The organism is Vallitalea sp. (assembly GCF_025211055.1).
Taxonomy (GTDB): domain Bacteria; phylum Bacillota; class Clostridia; order Lachnospirales; family Vallitaleaceae; genus Vallitalea.
Genome location: NZ_JAOARO010000010.1, coordinates 1 through 15,675 on the forward strand (window position 1 = coordinate 1; position 15,675 = coordinate 15,675).

Genomic DNA, 15,675 nt, shown 5'->3' on the forward strand with positions numbered 1-15,675 from the left:
GTAGTAAGACCCCTTGAAGACTACAAGGTTGATAGGTCGGAGGTGTAAGCATGGTAACATGTTCAGCTGACCGATACTAATAGGTCGAGGGCTTGACCTAAGTACATCAAAGAGATTTGAATGTATGATAGTTAAGCTAAGAGTTAAGATATATAAGTTATGTAGCTTTGCAGAGGTTGATAAGATAATTTGTTGTTCAATGTGTTGTTTTGAATATTTATATAAAGTATTCCTCGATAGCTCAATGGTAGAGCATTCGGCTGTTAACCGAAGGGTTGTAGGTTCGAGTCCCACTCGGGGAGTTTATAATAAGGCTCGTTGGTCAAGCGGTTAAGACACCGCCCTTTCACGGCGGTAACAGGGGTTCGATTCCCCTACGAGTCATTTTCGGTGGTAATGCGTTTATGGGAAACACCCGTTCTCATACCGAACACGATGGTTAAGACATAAACGGTCGATGGTACTTAGTTGGAGACGACTTGGGAGAGTAGATGGCTGCCGATTTTGTTATTGACAAAATTAATGCACTATGCATATAATAAATTATGGCGCCATAGCCAAGTGGTAAGGCAGAGGTCTGCAACACCTTCATCATCGGTTCAAATCCGATTGGCGCCTTGAAACATTTAATTTTATAATGACGCGGAGTGGAGCAGTCTGGTAGCTCGTCGGGCTCATAACCCGAAGGTCAAAGGTTCAAATCCTTTCTCCGCAATTACTAACAGCTTATTAGCTGTTTTTTTATTGCACTTATTTAATATAAGAACCTAATTCATAATAAATAGGTATTCTAATTGTCTATATTTATCATAGCAGAACAATACTATATATAGTTTGTAAAAAGAAGTAATATATTTTCATATCTAATGATTTATTCTTCTATAAAAGTAAGATAGATTAGGAAAAAATAAATAGATGATAATTCCATAACTATCATCTATTTAAACAAAATACGTTATTAGCATTGTTTCTTTTTCATTTCAACTTCTGATATAAGTATAGCTATAAAGATAACAATACAGCCCAGTATTAGTTTGATATTTAGTGATTCCTTCAATAATATCACAGAAAAAATTGTTCCAAATACAGATTCAGTTGATAAAAATATTGCTGCTTTATTAGCTGGTACTTTCTTCTGTGCATAAGTCTGGATGAAGAATGCGATAGAAGTACAGAAAATGCCTAAATATAGAATGGCTAAAATGGCATTTATAGTTATATCTATTTTTACCGTATTAATGTCCATAAAAATAAATGATATTAAAGATAAAATAAATGCTACATACATCTGTATAATAGAGAGTTTCATAGGATTGATTCTCTTACTATAATGCCCATTAAAAACTATATGAAGTGCAAAGAAAATAGCGCATATCAACGTTAGTAAATCACCTAGATTAACACCTGTAGCTGTATCTAATGTTAATAAACCAATTCCAATAAAACATATAATAGCTGATAAAAATGATTTTATTGGGGGTTTTTTACAGTACAGAATCCAACAAAGGAATGGGACAATAATTACATTTACACCTGTTAAAAAAGCATTTTTTGATGGCGTAGTATATAGTATTCCAAAGGTTTGGAATATAAAACCTAGAAAGAGGAATAAGCCAACCATTAAACCACCTATAATATCTGATTTTGAGATAGTTTTTAGATGTTTAAAGAAAATAATACTAAGCATAATAGCTGCGGTTAAGAATCTTAGGGTTAGTATTAAAATAGGAGTAGCCCCCATATTTAAAGCTATTTTGGAGGCTATAAATCCACTACCCCAGATTATTGCTACAATAAATAAAAGACCTTCATATAAATATTTTTTTGATTTTAACATATGTATTCACCACAAATTAGAGATACTAAACAAAACTAAGTTATGTTCCTTATAATAACTATTGATTCTAATTAATCCCTTTCTTAACGTCATATTTATAAAAACAATTGCTTGATTGCAATATAATAACTATAACATGATATAGTGATCTAGGTAAATAAAAATATTAAATATAGATATTATTTAAACATACATTATATTTACTATTGCATAGATTTAATTTATAATAGTATGCGCAGGATATTTTTATTAGTAAAAGTAAAAATTAATAGAGGTGATTAAGATGGATATAAAAGTAGGAAATATACTACACTTAAAAAAACAACATCCTTGTGGAAGTCATGAATGGGAAGTTCTTAGAACTGGAATTGATTTTAGAATAAAATGTTTAGGATGCGGTCATCAGGTCATGATTCCAAGAAAAAAACTAGAAAAGAATATCAAAAATATCAAAGAATAGTGATCTCTATTTATATATTAATGTAAAATATAAATTTCATATTGCATAATGTTAAGAACTGTGTTAATATATTAAATTGTAGTGTGACGATAAAATAGTAATTTTATGTCAAGCTATATAGTCATTATAGTAATGATTATTATCCTTGCTCTTATTTTAGTTTTAATAAGGGCCAAAGTCCAAAAGGAGGTGTAATTAATGAATAATTACGAATTAGCAGTTGTAATCAACGGGAAAGTTGAAACAGAAGTTAAAGAAGCCGCTTTAGAAAAAATCAAAGGTTATATTGAAAGATTTGGTGGTACTATCGGTGAAATCGACGACTGGGGAAAAAGAAGACTAGCTTACGAAATTAATAAAGTAAGAGAAGGTTATTATTACTTTATTCAATTCCAATCATCTTCTGATGCACCAGCTGAGATTGAAAAAAGAATTCGTATTATGGAACCTGTTTTAAGATTCTTATTTAAGAGATTAGAAGATTAATTTTAAGGGGGTAATGTTATGAATAAAGTTATATTAATGGGGAGATTAACAAAGGATCCAGAAGTGAGATACTCACAAAGTGCTCAACCTCTTGCAATTGCTAGATATACCTTAGCAGTTAACAGACGTTTCAAACGTGATGGTGAGCCAGATGCTGATTTCATAAACATTGTATCCTTTGGAAAATCAGGAGAGTTCGCTGAGAAGTTTTTTAAAAAAGGTCAACAAGTTTGTATTGTTGGTAGATTACAAATAAGAACTTATGATGATGCTAACGGCAATAGAAGATGGATGACAGAAGTAATTGCTGAAGAACAGCATTTTGCAGAAAGTAAATCTTCATTTGAACAAAGAATGGCTATGGAACCAAATGAAACACCTGTTCCAGCGCCAGAGAATAATAATGCCGATGGGTTTGTTCCTATAGACGAAAGTTTTGATGACGACCTACCATTTTAGGTATAATATGATTTTTATAAAGGAGGTAAAATAATGGCTTTCCAAAAAAGAAAAGGCGGAAGAAGAAAAAAACGTATTTGTATTTTTTGTGCAGACAAAAAAGCAACAATTAACTATAAAGATGTAAGTAAATTAAAAAGATATGTTTCCGAAAGAGGAAAAATTCTTCCAAGAAGAATCACTGGAAATTGTGCTAAACATCAAAGAGCATTAACAGTAGCTATTAAACAAGCAAGACATATAGCATTAATGCCTTATACAGTTGATTAATATAGATATTTTAGGGCTCTGAGTAATCAGAGCCTTTATTAATTATTTGACATGAACTTATTAATATAATTTCTTAACTTTTCATATCTTCCATTAAATGTTATAATATGATTAATCTATGTAAATAGATAAAATAACTTATGTCAAATAGATATAAATAATTATAAAAAGTATAAAAGGGGACTGTAGTTATGTCTATGTATAAAGGGGACTTTGATATTACTAAAACTATTAGGATTATTGAAAGGTTAAAAAGTCAGCTGCTTTCAAATGTATCTGCTTTGTTTTCAAACATGGCTGAAGGCAATACAGGTGATAATAATGAAAATATTGATATTTTAGCTGATATAATTATTCTTTCTTATTTATTATCTGATAGGTTAGGTGTTTCAAACGAAGCTCTTGATGTTAAACTAATAAATAAATTACGTTTGGCTAGTTTACAGGATGCTGAGAATGCTGAATGGGTACAAGAGATACTTACATTATCAAAACATCTTAATAAGTCTAGACAAATATAGATATACAATATATTTTGAATGTATTTCAAAATATAGGAGGTTATTATGAAAAAAAGTAGTAATGTTAGATATATACTTCTTTTAATAATATTAGTTGTTAATACATTATATAGTTATCTATTTATAACAAGGGGAGCGGCAATATTATTAAGCTTTATGGTTTTTATACCTATTGCAATATATAGCTTGCAATACAAAATAGATAGCAGATTGATATGTTGTATGTTAGCAGTTTCTATTGGTATTTATATGTTATACAGTGTTGAGGATTTTATTCTATATAGTATGCTGATAATACTGCCAGCTTTTATTATTAGTTATATAGTAAAAGAAGAAATAGTTTTTTCAAAGGCTTTGTCATTTACAAGTTTATTAATGTTTGTATGTTTTTTAGGCGCTATAATTTTATTAAGATATATCTGCAATATTGATATTATAGAATGGTATTTTAATATTATAGATGTATTGGAAATTGAATTCACTAATATGTATAGCGGATTTTTTAAAGCTAATACTAATTCAATACAAGAATATTCAATTGCTATGGGTACATTTAAGAAGACTTTTCATTTTATGAAGTATTATTATCCTGCATTATTATACCTATTATGTTTAGGGATGTCTTTTATATCTATTTTGTGTATAAGAGCAATAGCTATTAAAGCAAATATCTATAGTCATGGATTAGGAAACATATTAGGCTTGAAAGTTTCTAGAAGCATGATTGTATTTTTATTAATCGCTATTTGTACCAAAGCTTTAAGTAGCAATAGTTATTTACTTATAGCTATTAACAATATATTGGTTATTTTAACAGTAATGTTATTTTTGTTGGGGATATTATTTGAAATATCAGTAATTAAGAGAGTTAGGAGTGTTGGAAGAAGAAGTCTACTAATATTAGTTTCTATCTTTTGTCTTGTATTTTTCCAAGCTTATTTTGTAGTAGTAGGTTTTATAGATAGTGTTTTCCAGATTAGAGTTAAATTAAATAATGCATAAGAAGCATTAAAAGTCTAAAATAGGAAGATAATAATATGGAACTTCTTTAAATCTTAAAGGAGAAGATTATATGAATAAGAAAATTCAGATGAATAAACAAATAGAAAGTTATTTTAGGTGGCCTTTAATATATATTGCCTTTCTATTTATAATGACCTTAATATTATTTTATATCAATATTACTGCAGGTATTATTTCATTGACATTTTTATTAGTTGCTATAGCTGTAAGTGTTTTCATTGGAGTTGTTTCTAAAAGACACTTGATGAGTGAAGTAATCAATTATGCTCTTACTTTTGGTACTTTACAGAAGAACTTTTTACAAAAATTTCAGATACCTTATATTTTGTTAGATATTGATGGAAGAATACGATGGTTCAATGAAGAATTTGAAATAATGATAGGTGAAAAAAAGATTCTAGACAAAAATATCAATGCACTAATACCTCACCTTAATTCTACTATCTTGCCTGTTGAAAATGATACTGTTTTTGAAAAAGAGATATCTTTAGAAGATAAAATATATAGAGTAATAATTCGTAGTCTTGAAATAGATGATGATAATACTTTGGATGCATATGATAGAATGAGTGATAGCGGTATTATCTATGCAACATATTTTTTTGATATAACTAATGAAAAAGAGTTACAAACAAAGAATGATGACCAAAAAACAGTTGTTGGTCTTTTGTATATTGATAATTATGAAGAGGCTTTTCAAAGTATTGAAGATGTTAGAAGACCTCTGTTAGTTGCACTGATTGACAGGAATATAAATAAGTTTGCAAAAAAAATTGATGGTGTAGTTCGTAAATTCGAAAAAGATAAATACGTAATAATATTTCAAAAAAAATACCTAAGAGATTTACATGAAGACAAGTTCGCCATATTAGATGTTATTAGAGAAATTAATATTGGTAATGAATTACCGGTTACGTTAAGTATGGGTCTTGGAGTTAATGATTATTCTTATACACAGTCAATGGATTTTGCAAGAGTTGCTATTGATTTAGCTCTTGGTAGAGGTGGAGACCAAGCTGTTATAAAAGAAAGTGATAAATTTTTATTCTACGGAGGTAAAACACGTGGGGTAGAAAAAAGTGCAAGGGTAAAAGCTAGAATCAAAGCTTATGCATTTAGAGAGCTTATAGAAGATTGTGATAAAGTTATTGTTATGGGACATAAAGTTCAAGATTTAGATTCATTAGGGGCTGCTATTGGTATTTATAGCTGTGCAAGATTATTGGATAAGTCTGCTCATATTGTTCTTAATGAAATTACTTCAGCTGTTAGACCTTTGTATGAACGTTTTATTGAAGATGATAATTATGGTGAAGACCTTTTTATAGATAATGTAGAAGCTGTAAATTATGCAAATGAGAATACATTACTTGTAGTTGTTGATGTTAACAGACCAAGTTATACCGAATGCGAAGAATTATTTAAATATGTGAATAATGTTGTTGTTTTTGATCATCATAGAGTTGGGGCAGAACATATTGAAAATACTGTTTTAAGTTATATTGAACCTTATGCATCCTCTGCATGTGAAATGGTAACTGAGATAATAAGATATATTTCTGATAAAGTCAAACTTAGATCTATAGAAGCTGAGGCTTTATTTGCGGGTATTACAGTAGATACTAAAAATTTTGTGATAAAAACGGGTGTTAAGACATTTGAAGCAGCAGCATATTTAAGAAGAAATGGTGCAGATGTGGTTAGAGTAAGAAAGTTATTCAAAAATGATATGGAATCATATAAAGCTAGAGCAACAGCAGTTAGGGATTCAGAGATATACAGGGATAAAATGGCTATATCAATATGTCCATCAGATATACAAAATCCAATTTTGGTTACTGCACAAGCTGCGGATGAATTACTTAATATATCTGGTATTAAGGCATCATTTGTATTAACAAATATGGATGGTATAATATATATAAGTGCCCGTTCTTTTGATGATATTAATGTGCAGCTAATAATGGAAAAACTAGGAGGTGGAGGACACCTAAGTGTTGCAGGTGCTCAGCTTCATGATAACACTATAGATGGTGCTATAGAAATCCTGAAAGATACAATTGATGAATACTTAGAGGAAGGTGAGAAAAAATGAAAGTAATACTATTAGAAGATGTTAAGAAGGTAGGTAAAAAAGGAGATCTAGTTAATACAAGTGATGGTTATGCTAGAAACTTCCTATTTCCTAAAAAATTAGCAGTTGAAGCTACTAAGTCTTCTATTAATGATATGAAATTAAAGAAACAATCTGAAAAGAGAAGACAGGAAGAACTACTTGAACAGGCTAAACAATTAGCTAAGGAGATTAAAGGTAGTGAAGTAACAATAAAAGTAAAAGCTGGAGATGGAGGTAGAATCTTTGGTTCAGTGTCAACAAAGGAAATTACAAAAGCAGCTAAACAACAATTAGGCTTTGATATTGATAAGAAGAAGATGCAGCTTAAAGAACCAATAAAATCTCTAGGAACTCATATCATACCAATAAAATTAAACGCAAAAGTTAAAACAGAGTTAAAAGTAAAAGTCCAAGAGATATAATTTAAGTAATTTATACAAGACCCTTATAGGGTCTTGATGTTTCATAACATAAAACATATATGGATGTATAGATATTTAAGTTTAATATATATAGTAATAAATACAAGTTTATTAATGATAATTGGGCTGTTATAATTAACTTAAGTAATATATATGTTGTTTGGACTATTAGTTTGGAGGGGATTGTGGTGGACGCAGAAATAAAAGGATTACCACCATATAGCTTAGAGGCAGAGCAATCTGTTATTGGTTCTATGATAATGGATAGAGAAGCGATAGCTACAGGTTCAGAATCTTTAATGCCTGATGATTTTTATCAACCTGACTTAAAAGTGATTTTTGAAGCGATTATTAATTTGTATAATAAAAATAAAGCAGTTGACTTAGTTACACTTGAAAGCAAATTAAAAGATGAAGGCGTTCTAGATCAGATAGGTGGGATTAATTATTTATCTAAATTAGCTGTAGCTGTACCAACATCTGCGCATATCAAGAATTATGCTCAAATCGTTAAGGAGAAGGCTGTTCTTAGAAAATTAATTAAAACTAGCAGAGAAATAATTGATGAGAGCTATGATGGAAAAAATAAATTAGAAGATATTCTTACTGGTGCTGAAGAAAAAATCTTCAATATTATGCAAGATAGACGTACAGAAGATTTTTCTTCTATTAAAGATTTAGTAGTACCTACGCTAAATAAAATAGAGACTATACATAAAAATCAAGGTAAGGTTACTGGTATACCTACTGGATTTATTGATCTTGATTATAAGACTGCTGGATTACAACCTTCAGATTTGATTCTAGTTGCTGCAAGACCTTCAATGGGTAAAACCGCTATTGCTCTTAATATGGCACAGCATGCTGCTATAAAAGAAAATGCTTCCACAGCTATCTTTAGTCTGGAGATGTCAAAAGAACAGTTGGTTAATCGTCTTCTATGTTCAGAAGCTATGGTAGATGCTCAAAAGGTTAGAACTGGAGACTTAGAAGATGAGGACTGGGCGAAAATTGCAAGTGGTTCAAGTGTTTTATCCAATGCTCCAATATACATAGATGATACACCAGGTATTACTGTTTCAGAAATGAAAGCTAAATGTAGAAAATTAAAACTAGAAAAAGGTCTTGATTTAATACTGATTGACTATCTTCAGCTAATGAGTGGCAATGGTAAAACAGAATCAAGACAACAAGAGATATCTGAAATATCACGTTCTTTAAAAGCTCTTGCCAGGGAAATGGAAGCTCCCGTTGTAGCATTATCTCAGTTAAGTCGTGCTTGTGAATCTAGAGCTGACCATAGACCGATGTTATCGGATTTAAGAGAGTCTGGAGCTATTGAGCAGGATGCTGACGTAGTTATGTTCTTGTATAGAGATGAATACTATAATCCTGAATCAGAAGCTAAGAATCAAGGTGAATTGATAATAGCTAAACAACGTAATGGTCCAACTGGAACTATTCATTTGGTATGGATGGGACAATATACTAAGTTTGCTAGTATGGAAAATAGAAATTATTAATTAAAAATAAAAAGAAGTTGTAGATAATTTTTATCTGCAACTTTTTTGCTATTTTTTACTAAAAAAAGAATAAATAGTTAATTTATGACTATACTTTATAATAAAATAATATTTAAGAGGTATAGAATATGAGTTTTATTAATAATGTGAATTTAGCTATGCAGAATGAAAATGCCAGTGAGTTGAATGAAGAAGAACTTTTGCTTAAGAATATTGAAATTACTAAGAGAGCGTTGGATACTGCCTATAGTAATTTTGATGTTGTCACTGCCCCTGAATTAATTGATAGTTGCATATATGAGGTTAAAGCTATGCAATTAAAATATGAGTATCTCATAAATCAAGCTAAACAAATGAATATCATTGCTAAATTACAATGATTTTAGTGTGTTTTTTTAATTAAAAAAATAAGAATATATAGGCATAGACAACATATAATATAATAAATGATAACCTATTTACTTTATTACTACAATAATAAAATATGTAAGGTACCACGGATAAAATAAATAAATTCATTTGGTAAAGGGGGTAGAAGGAAAACAATCAATTAATTATATGGTTTTTTGTTTTATGTTTAATTATTATATTGTTTTCAATGCTTATGAAACCAGTTAAGAAAGTAATATTAGTTTTAATAAGAGGCTGCATTGGCTTAGGTGCAATATATGGCTTCAATTTTATATTAAAAGGCTTAGGACTATTTGTTGGGTTGAATATAGTAAATGGTTTTGTAGTAGGCATTTTAGGAGTCCCTGGATTTCTGTTGTTATATTCCCTAGCATTGGTTGATATGTTTCTATAATAATTATAGTCACTATGGTTAAGTTAAAATATCATATGTGGCTTTTTTATTACCTATATTTAATATATTTATTCTTATTTATATTATAAGGATAAGAAACTAAAGTAATTAATTATGAATAAATAAAAATATAACAAAATTCAACAAAATATAAGTAAATACCAAAAATATCTTTACATTCTTCTATAAATTTCATATAATATGTATTAAGGGGACTTTTTGAGGGGAAAATATATTTTATTTTAACACATCTATTATATCTTAAAAGTAAATGATTAATAATTATGCTATATTTTTAATATATAAATATATATTTCTGTATAATCGTCGTGTATTTCATTTGAAAATTATTTTTATAATAAGATAAAATTTAATAATAGTTTATTTGCAAGAAAGGAATAAATGATATGATTCCTATAATTAAGTATGTTTTAGTTTGTATATTATTGATTTTAGTGATATATACGGATACAAAAAACTACGCAGTTAAAAATTCGGCCATCCTATTCTTTGCAGCCGCTGGACTTATTGTTAATTGCGTTGAGTTAGGCTTTACAGGATTAGTTAATTGGCTAATGGGAATATCATTACCTATACTAGTCTTATTTGTGTTGTTTATTGTTAGAATGTTAGGTGCTGGTGATATTAAATTAATAGGAGTTATCGGTGGCTTATTAGGCTTAGATTTCTTGATGAAATCATCTTTATATATGCTTATAGCTGCGGGATTCATGTCACTGGTAAAAATGGTAGTAGAAAGAAATCTTATAATTAGATTAAAACATTTTTTTAATTTTGTACATAACATTATTAATAATAAACAGATTGGAATCTATGACGAGCTTAATAAAGAAGATAAAAGCCATGTAATAAGATTATCATATGCAATAGGAGCAGGTATTATATATCAAATACTTTTTGAGCTTAAGATATTTGGTTAATATTAGATAAGTAGTACCAAACTATACTTGGAGTGAGGAAGATATGATTAGATTAAATATTATTATAGCAGATTATGACAAAGGTTATTTAAATGCAATATCAAGATTTCTATCTTTGTGGAATGAAACAGAATATAATGTTATTTCTTTTACAGAGAAAGAATTACTTACACAATATCTGGAGACAACAAAAGCAGATATATTATTGATATCTCCAAAACTAATGGTAGAAGATATTGATTTGTCAAATGTACAGGTGACAATAATTAATACACCTGATAGAGTACCAGAGAGTCTACTTACATATCCTTACATCAATAAATATCAACCAGGAGATGTTGTCGCAAGAGAACTTATAAGTATTTTTTCAAAATACAGCAAAGATGAGATAATAGTCAAGAAAAATACGGTTGGAACAAAAGTAATAGGAGTTTATTCCCCTATAGGTGGAAGTGGTAAGACAACTGTATCAGTTGGTTTAGCTAAGCAATATGCTATAAAAGGTTTTAAAACCTTATTTTTAAGCTTGGAAGAGATGGCTTCCTATAAGACCATATTGGAATGTAATAATACTAATAATTTCTCTGATTTATTATATTACATTAAGCAGAAGAATAAAAATCTCATAATGAAAATTGAAGGATTAAAAAATACTGATAATAATTCTGGCATGGACTATTTTTCACCACCATATTGTTACAAAGATATTCATGAAGTCTCCATTAATGAATGGATAGAGTTAATAGATTATATAAGAGATAATTCAAATTATGAAAGAATAGTATTAGATTTTGACTCTAATCTCAGCGATAAAAACCTAAAATTACTCCAAGCATGTGATGATGTTTTGCTATTGACTAACATAGATAAGATGGCATTAACTAAAATGAATCATATGTATAATAGCTTAAAAAAGATGAATATTGAAGATGTAAATACTAATGTACGTATAATCATTAATAATACTAAAAAAGATAATGAAGTATTAGAAGGGGTATCCATGATGGGTAAGGAAGTAGAGATAAACATCCCTTATGATAATAATTTATTAATTGATATAGGTGAGATAAACAATATTAATCTGGAGAGTTGTTTTGGTAGAGTATTAAATAATTATGTAACTAAAGTTATTAAAAGTGAGGGGAAATAGTTGATAGCTGATTTGGATAATTTAAAGGATATAGTTAGAAATAGAATAGATTTGACGAAAGATCCTACTGATGAAGATATTAGAGATATAATTGACGAGGTAATAAAAGAAAAATCCAGAGAAGAGTATATAAGTATAACAAAAAGATATGAATTAGGGGATAAACTTTTTAATTCTATTAGGAGACTTGATGTATTACAGCCTCTTTTGGAAGACAAATCTGTCACAGAGATTATGATAAATGGGAAAGATGATATATTCGTAGAACGAAAAGGAAGGATTAAGAAGATTGATGGCTGTTTTGAAAATACTGTCAAATTAGAAGATGTCATTCAACAAATTGTAGCTAAGGTCAATAGGATTGTCAACGAATCATCTCCTATTGTAGATGCAAGGCTTTCAGATGGTTCAAGAATAAATATTGTTTTACCTCCTATAGCATTAAATGGTCCTATAGTAACTATAAGAAAATTTCCAGATAAGCCTATTAGTATAGAAGAGTTAATACAGTGGGGAAGTCTATCAAAAGAAGTAGCAGATATCTTAGATAAGATGGTAAAAGCAAGATATAATATCTTCATTTGCGGTGGAACAGGTTCTGGTAAGACAACATTTCTCAATGTACTATCTAATTTTATACCTAGGGATGAGAGAATCATTACTATTGAAGATTCAGCTGAGTTACAGATTAGATCAGTTGATAATCTTGTTAGATTAGAAACTAGGAATGAAAATGTCCAGGGGAAAGGAAAGATTAGTATTAGAGATTTAATTAAATCTTCGTTGAGAATGCGTCCAGATAGAATAGTTGTTGGTGAGGTTAGAGGTGAAGAAGCACTGGATATGTTACAAGCCATGAATACTGGACATGATGGATCTTTATCAACAGGACACGCCAATTCTACAAATGATATGATAAGCAGATTGGAGACAATGATATTAACGGGTGCTAATATGCCACTTGAGGCTATTAGGCAGCAGATAGCATCTGCTATTGATATAATGATACATCTTGGCAGACTCAGGGATAAATCAAGAAGGGTTCTCGAAATAGCGGAAGTTAAAGGATATGAAAATGGTAATATAATACTTAATCCTTTGTATGAATTTCATGAATTGGAAAAAGGTAATAATAACAATTCTAGAGTAGAAGGTAAGCTTATTAGAACTAATAACAAATTAATACATAGAGATAAATTTATTATGGCAGGAGTAGAAGTTGGAGAAGAGATATGAGTAATAAGACTAATAATGAGCTGATTAATTATGCTGAGTATCATATGAATATCCTAGAAAGAGTTAAATATTCACTAATAGCTATGGCAGGTGTTTATATACTTTGTATATTATTTTATAACAATCATATTATTGCAGGAATACTTTCTTTAATAGGATTACTATATCCTAAATATAAGAAACCTCAATTAATTAAGAAAAGGAAGACGGAATTAAGGCTTCAATTTAAAGAAGCTATTTATGCATTATCTTCTTCTTTAGGAGCAGGAAAGTCTATAGAAAGTTCCTTTAAATCTGTTCTAAGTGATTTAAGGATATTATATCCTGAACCAAATACATATATTATCTTAGAATTTGAATACATAGTTAGAAAGATTGAAATGAATGAAACCATAGAAGATGCTATACAGGATTTTGCTTCTAGAGCTTCTATTGATGATATTACTAATTTCTCCAATGTATTTGTTACAGCAAAAAGAACAGGTGGTAATATTATCAGCATCATAAGATATACGTCTAACGTAATAAGTGAAAAGATTGAAATCCATAACGAAATAGAAGTACTAGTATCAAGTAAACAATTTGAACACAGGATACTAAGTCTATTGGTTCCAGGAATTATTATCTATCTCCAAATGTCATCACCAGGCTATTTGGAGGTTATGTACTCTACTATTACAGGAAGAATATTAATGACTGTCTGCCTTATATTATTTACTGTTAGTTATAGAGTCGGTAAAAAAATAACGGATATAGAGGTGTAGCTGATGGTAGTTGGAATAATAAGTTTTATTATACTTATAGGGTTGTTCACAGTTTTTTTTCTAACTAAAAACATGTATAAAGAAGAAATGGAATGCATTGATAAGAAAGAATATAAACTAAAGGAACTAATTCCCACATCTCTATTCATATTAGATAAAGTCATTGGTAATAAAATGAAAGTTGGTAAGAATGTTAGAGATAATATATATCTAATCTATGGTAAGAGGGAATATGATTTTCGCCTTAGAATGCATCAAGGAGAAAAAATATCTCTTGCAATAATGTCTCTTATTGGAGTTCTATTCATAACTTTGATTATGAGTTTGCAGGGGAATGATAGCATCAATCTTATGAATAATACAATAAAAAAACCTTCATTAGGTAAGGGAAATGTGTCCTATGACTTACAAGCACAGATAGAGATTGATGGTAAAAAAGATGTTAAGGATATAACAGTATTAGTTCCAGAAGAAAATCCAGATAAAGAAAAAGCAAGAAGTGTATTAAAAGAAGCCGCTGATGAACTACATAATTACATACTAGGAGACAACCACAATCTAAAAGTTATAGATAAAAAATTGAATCTAGTTAAGTGGTTTCCTGGTAAAAATATCAAGATTATATGGACTATTGATTGTCCATATATAGAAAAGAATGGTGAGCTGGATTATAGCAATATTACAGGAAAGGGTAATGAAACCAATATTACTGCAAAACTAACATATGCGGGAGAAAGCATTGATAAAACAATAGAATTAAAAGTATATCCAAAGACACTAACAAAAGAAGAAAAGTTAGAGTTGATTGAAAAGGCCATAAAAGAAGAGTTGTCAACTGATAATCTATTAAATAGATCTGATGATGAAGTAATTTTGCCTACTACCATAGAAGGACATAACGGAAAAATAAGTTGGTTATTAAAATCAGATGGCAATAATAGTTTGAAGTTCTTAATTTTTGGTTTGATAGTAATTATTCTGTTAGTGGTATTAAAAGATTATGAAGTCAAGAAAAAAGTTGAAGATAGAAGTTCTGAAATTAGAAAATGTTTTCCAGAGTTTGTAATAAAACTAACTCTTTTGTTGAATGCAGGAATGACCTTGAGTCGTGCTTGGAATAAGATATCTAAGGATTACTACGAGGATATAACAACAGGTAGAGCGGACAAACTTTTCCTGTATGAAGAGATGTTAGAAACTCTTCAGGAAGTTAATAATGGACTGTCTGAGGTGAAAGCTTATGAAGATTTTGGTAAGAGATGTAAGATACCAGAAATGATGAGATTCACTACAGTTATTGTCCAAAATATAAGAAAAGGTAATGATACATTAGTAATGGCACTTCAAAACCAAGCCAATGAGGCATGGGATGTAAGAAAAAATGTAGCTAAAAAAGCTGGTGAGAAAGCTAGTTCTAAGCTACTTATTCCTATGGGTATCATGTTCATCATCATTATTATTATTGTAATGATGCCGGCATTCATGTCTCTAGGAGTGTAATTTACTATAGAAAAATATATAAATAAATAATCTCTCGGAATCTTGAGAGATCATGTCAGCAAAGCTGACAAAAGCACTTTGACAAGTAAATATTGTCTGAATTACAAATAAAAGTAGAAAAATGGGTAAAAGAAATAGACATAACTGCTGTTATGCTTTAAA

Annotated in this window: 17 protein-coding genes, 4 tRNA genes and 2 rRNA genes; 22 read left to right on the plus strand and 1 reads right to left on the minus strand. The window is 29.4% G+C overall.

Translation table 11 applies throughout. From position 1 onward, the window contains the following. From N4A55_RS01580 to N4A55_RS01605, 6 genes are all read left to right on the plus strand, one after another. Positions 1-100: ribosomal RNA gene (locus N4A55_RS01580) — 23S ribosomal RNA — on the plus strand; the annotation flags it as partial. 130 nt (positions 101-230) lie between these two features. After that, a tRNA-Asn gene (locus tag N4A55_RS01585) sits at positions 231-302 on the plus strand. A gap of 10 nt (positions 303-312) precedes the next feature. Continuing rightward, positions 313-384, plus strand: a tRNA-Glu gene (locus N4A55_RS01590). A 2-nt stretch (positions 385-386) separates the two neighbouring features. Then, positions 387-504: ribosomal RNA gene (gene rrf / locus N4A55_RS01595) — 5S ribosomal RNA — on the plus strand. Between the two features lie 43 nt (positions 505-547). Continuing rightward, positions 548-618: transfer RNA gene (locus N4A55_RS01600), tRNA-Cys, on the plus strand. Positions 619-641: 23 nt separating this feature from the next. Next, a tRNA-Met gene (locus tag N4A55_RS01605) sits at positions 642-715 on the plus strand. 243 nt (positions 716-958) lie between these two features. Here N4A55_RS01605 and N4A55_RS01610 read toward each other — a convergent pair. Next, on the minus strand, positions 959-1,837 hold the full coding sequence (locus N4A55_RS01610) for a DMT family transporter (protein WP_293753657.1): 879 nt from the start codon (positions 1,835-1,837) through the stop codon (positions 959-961). Between the two features lie 283 nt (positions 1,838-2,120). Between N4A55_RS01610 and N4A55_RS01615 the strand changes: the two genes are divergently transcribed. From N4A55_RS01615 to N4A55_RS01685, 16 genes are all read left to right on the plus strand, one after another. Further along, on the plus strand, positions 2,121-2,297 hold the full coding sequence (locus N4A55_RS01615) for a DUF951 domain-containing protein (RefSeq protein ID WP_113673083.1): 177 nt from the start codon (positions 2,121-2,123) through the stop codon (positions 2,295-2,297). A gap of 198 nt (positions 2,298-2,495) precedes the next feature. Beyond that, complete coding sequence (rpsF, locus tag N4A55_RS01620; RefSeq protein ID WP_293753658.1) at positions 2,496-2,783, plus strand: 30S ribosomal protein S6; 288 nt, start codon at positions 2,496-2,498, stop codon at positions 2,781-2,783. Positions 2,784-2,801: 18 nt separating this feature from the next. After that, a complete protein-coding gene (locus N4A55_RS01625) occupies positions 2,802-3,242 on the plus strand; it encodes a single-stranded DNA-binding protein (RefSeq protein WP_293753660.1) in 441 nt (146 codons plus the stop codon). A 33-nt stretch (positions 3,243-3,275) separates the two neighbouring features. Beyond that, positions 3,276-3,512: a 30S ribosomal protein S18 gene (gene rpsR, locus N4A55_RS01630; protein WP_113673086.1), complete on the plus strand. Its 237-nt coding sequence runs from the start codon at positions 3,276-3,278 to the stop codon at positions 3,510-3,512. 191 nt (positions 3,513-3,703) lie between these two features. Continuing rightward, complete coding sequence (locus N4A55_RS01635; protein WP_293753661.1) at positions 3,704-4,033, plus strand: MazG-like family protein; 330 nt, start codon at positions 3,704-3,706, stop codon at positions 4,031-4,033. A gap of 45 nt (positions 4,034-4,078) precedes the next feature. Continuing rightward, the gene (locus N4A55_RS01640; RefSeq protein WP_293753662.1) at positions 4,079-5,035 is read left to right on the plus strand and encodes a DUF2232 domain-containing protein; all 957 of its coding nucleotides are present in this window, start codon (positions 4,079-4,081) and stop codon (positions 5,033-5,035) included. A 70-nt stretch (positions 5,036-5,105) separates the two neighbouring features. Further along, entirely contained in the window at positions 5,106-7,151 is a 2,046-nt protein-coding gene (locus N4A55_RS01645) for a DHH family phosphoesterase (protein ID WP_293753663.1), read from the plus strand. After that, positions 7,148-7,594 (plus strand): 50S ribosomal protein L9, encoded by a 447-nt coding sequence (gene rplI / locus N4A55_RS01650; RefSeq protein WP_293753664.1) that lies wholly within the window; start codon positions 7,148-7,150, stop codon positions 7,592-7,594. Before N4A55_RS01645 ends, rplI begins: the two co-directional genes overlap by 4 nt. Before the next feature lie 185 nt (positions 7,595-7,779). Beyond that, entirely contained in the window at positions 7,780-9,117 is a 1,338-nt protein-coding gene (dnaB, locus tag N4A55_RS01655; protein ID WP_293753665.1) for a replicative DNA helicase, read from the plus strand. 128 nt (positions 9,118-9,245) lie between these two features. Further along, complete coding sequence (locus N4A55_RS01660; RefSeq protein ID WP_293753666.1) at positions 9,246-9,497, plus strand: YaaL family protein; 252 nt, start codon at positions 9,246-9,248, stop codon at positions 9,495-9,497. Between the two features lie 200 nt (positions 9,498-9,697). Further along, positions 9,698-9,922 (plus strand): pro-sigmaK processing inhibitor BofA family protein, encoded by a 225-nt coding sequence (locus N4A55_RS16985; RefSeq protein ID WP_443083804.1) that lies wholly within the window; start codon positions 9,698-9,700, stop codon positions 9,920-9,922. A 407-nt stretch (positions 9,923-10,329) separates the two neighbouring features. Further along, positions 10,330-10,863 carry an A24 family peptidase gene (locus tag N4A55_RS01665; protein WP_293753668.1) on the plus strand — a complete coding sequence of 178 codons (534 nt, stop codon included), beginning with the start codon at positions 10,330-10,332 and terminating at the stop codon, positions 10,861-10,863. Between the two features lie 43 nt (positions 10,864-10,906). Next, positions 10,907-12,013: an AAA family ATPase gene (locus N4A55_RS01670; RefSeq protein ID WP_293753669.1), complete on the plus strand. Its 1,107-nt coding sequence runs from the start codon at positions 10,907-10,909 to the stop codon at positions 12,011-12,013. Positions 12,014-12,016: 3 nt separating this feature from the next. Next, positions 12,017-13,249 (plus strand): CpaF family protein, encoded by a 1,233-nt coding sequence (locus N4A55_RS01675; protein ID WP_334303773.1) that lies wholly within the window; start codon positions 12,017-12,019, stop codon positions 13,247-13,249. Next, positions 13,246-14,013 (plus strand): type II secretion system F family protein, encoded by a 768-nt coding sequence (locus N4A55_RS01680; RefSeq protein ID WP_293753671.1) that lies wholly within the window; start codon positions 13,246-13,248, stop codon positions 14,011-14,013. Before N4A55_RS01675 ends, N4A55_RS01680 begins: the two co-directional genes overlap by 4 nt. 3 nt (positions 14,014-14,016) lie before the next feature. Then, on the plus strand, positions 14,017-15,513 hold the full coding sequence (locus N4A55_RS01685; protein ID WP_293753672.1) for a type II secretion system F family protein: 1,497 nt from the start codon (positions 14,017-14,019) through the stop codon (positions 15,511-15,513). Positions 15,514-15,675: the final 162 nt, after the last annotated feature.

Coding starts and splice junctions, on each gene's coding strand:
- N4A55_RS01610 (WP_293753657.1), bottom strand. CDS start 1,837: ATGTTAAAATCAAAAAAATATTTATATGAAGGTCTTTTATTTATTGTA.
- N4A55_RS01615 (WP_113673083.1), top strand. CDS start 2,121: ATGGATATAAAAGTAGGAAATATACTACACTTAAAAAAACAACATCCT.
- rpsF (WP_293753658.1), top strand. CDS start 2,496: ATGAATAATTACGAATTAGCAGTTGTAATCAACGGGAAAGTTGAAACA.
- N4A55_RS01625 (WP_293753660.1), top strand. CDS start 2,802: ATGAATAAAGTTATATTAATGGGGAGATTAACAAAGGATCCAGAAGTG.
- rpsR (WP_113673086.1), top strand. CDS start 3,276: ATGGCTTTCCAAAAAAGAAAAGGCGGAAGAAGAAAAAAACGTATTTGT.
- N4A55_RS01635 (WP_293753661.1), top strand. CDS start 3,704: ATGTCTATGTATAAAGGGGACTTTGATATTACTAAAACTATTAGGATT.
- N4A55_RS01640 (WP_293753662.1), top strand. CDS start 4,079: ATGAAAAAAAGTAGTAATGTTAGATATATACTTCTTTTAATAATATTA.
- N4A55_RS01645 (WP_293753663.1), top strand. CDS start 5,106: ATGAATAAGAAAATTCAGATGAATAAACAAATAGAAAGTTATTTTAGG.
- rplI (WP_293753664.1), top strand. CDS start 7,148: ATGAAAGTAATACTATTAGAAGATGTTAAGAAGGTAGGTAAAAAAGGA.
- N4A55_RS01660 (WP_293753666.1), top strand. CDS start 9,246: ATGAGTTTTATTAATAATGTGAATTTAGCTATGCAGAATGAAAATGCC.
- N4A55_RS01665 (WP_293753668.1), top strand. CDS start 10,330: ATGATTCCTATAATTAAGTATGTTTTAGTTTGTATATTATTGATTTTA.
- N4A55_RS01670 (WP_293753669.1), top strand. CDS start 10,907: ATGATTAGATTAAATATTATTATAGCAGATTATGACAAAGGTTATTTA.
- N4A55_RS01680 (WP_293753671.1), top strand. CDS start 13,246: ATGAGTAATAAGACTAATAATGAGCTGATTAATTATGCTGAGTATCAT.
- N4A55_RS01685 (WP_293753672.1), top strand. CDS start 14,017: ATGGTAGTTGGAATAATAAGTTTTATTATACTTATAGGGTTGTTCACA.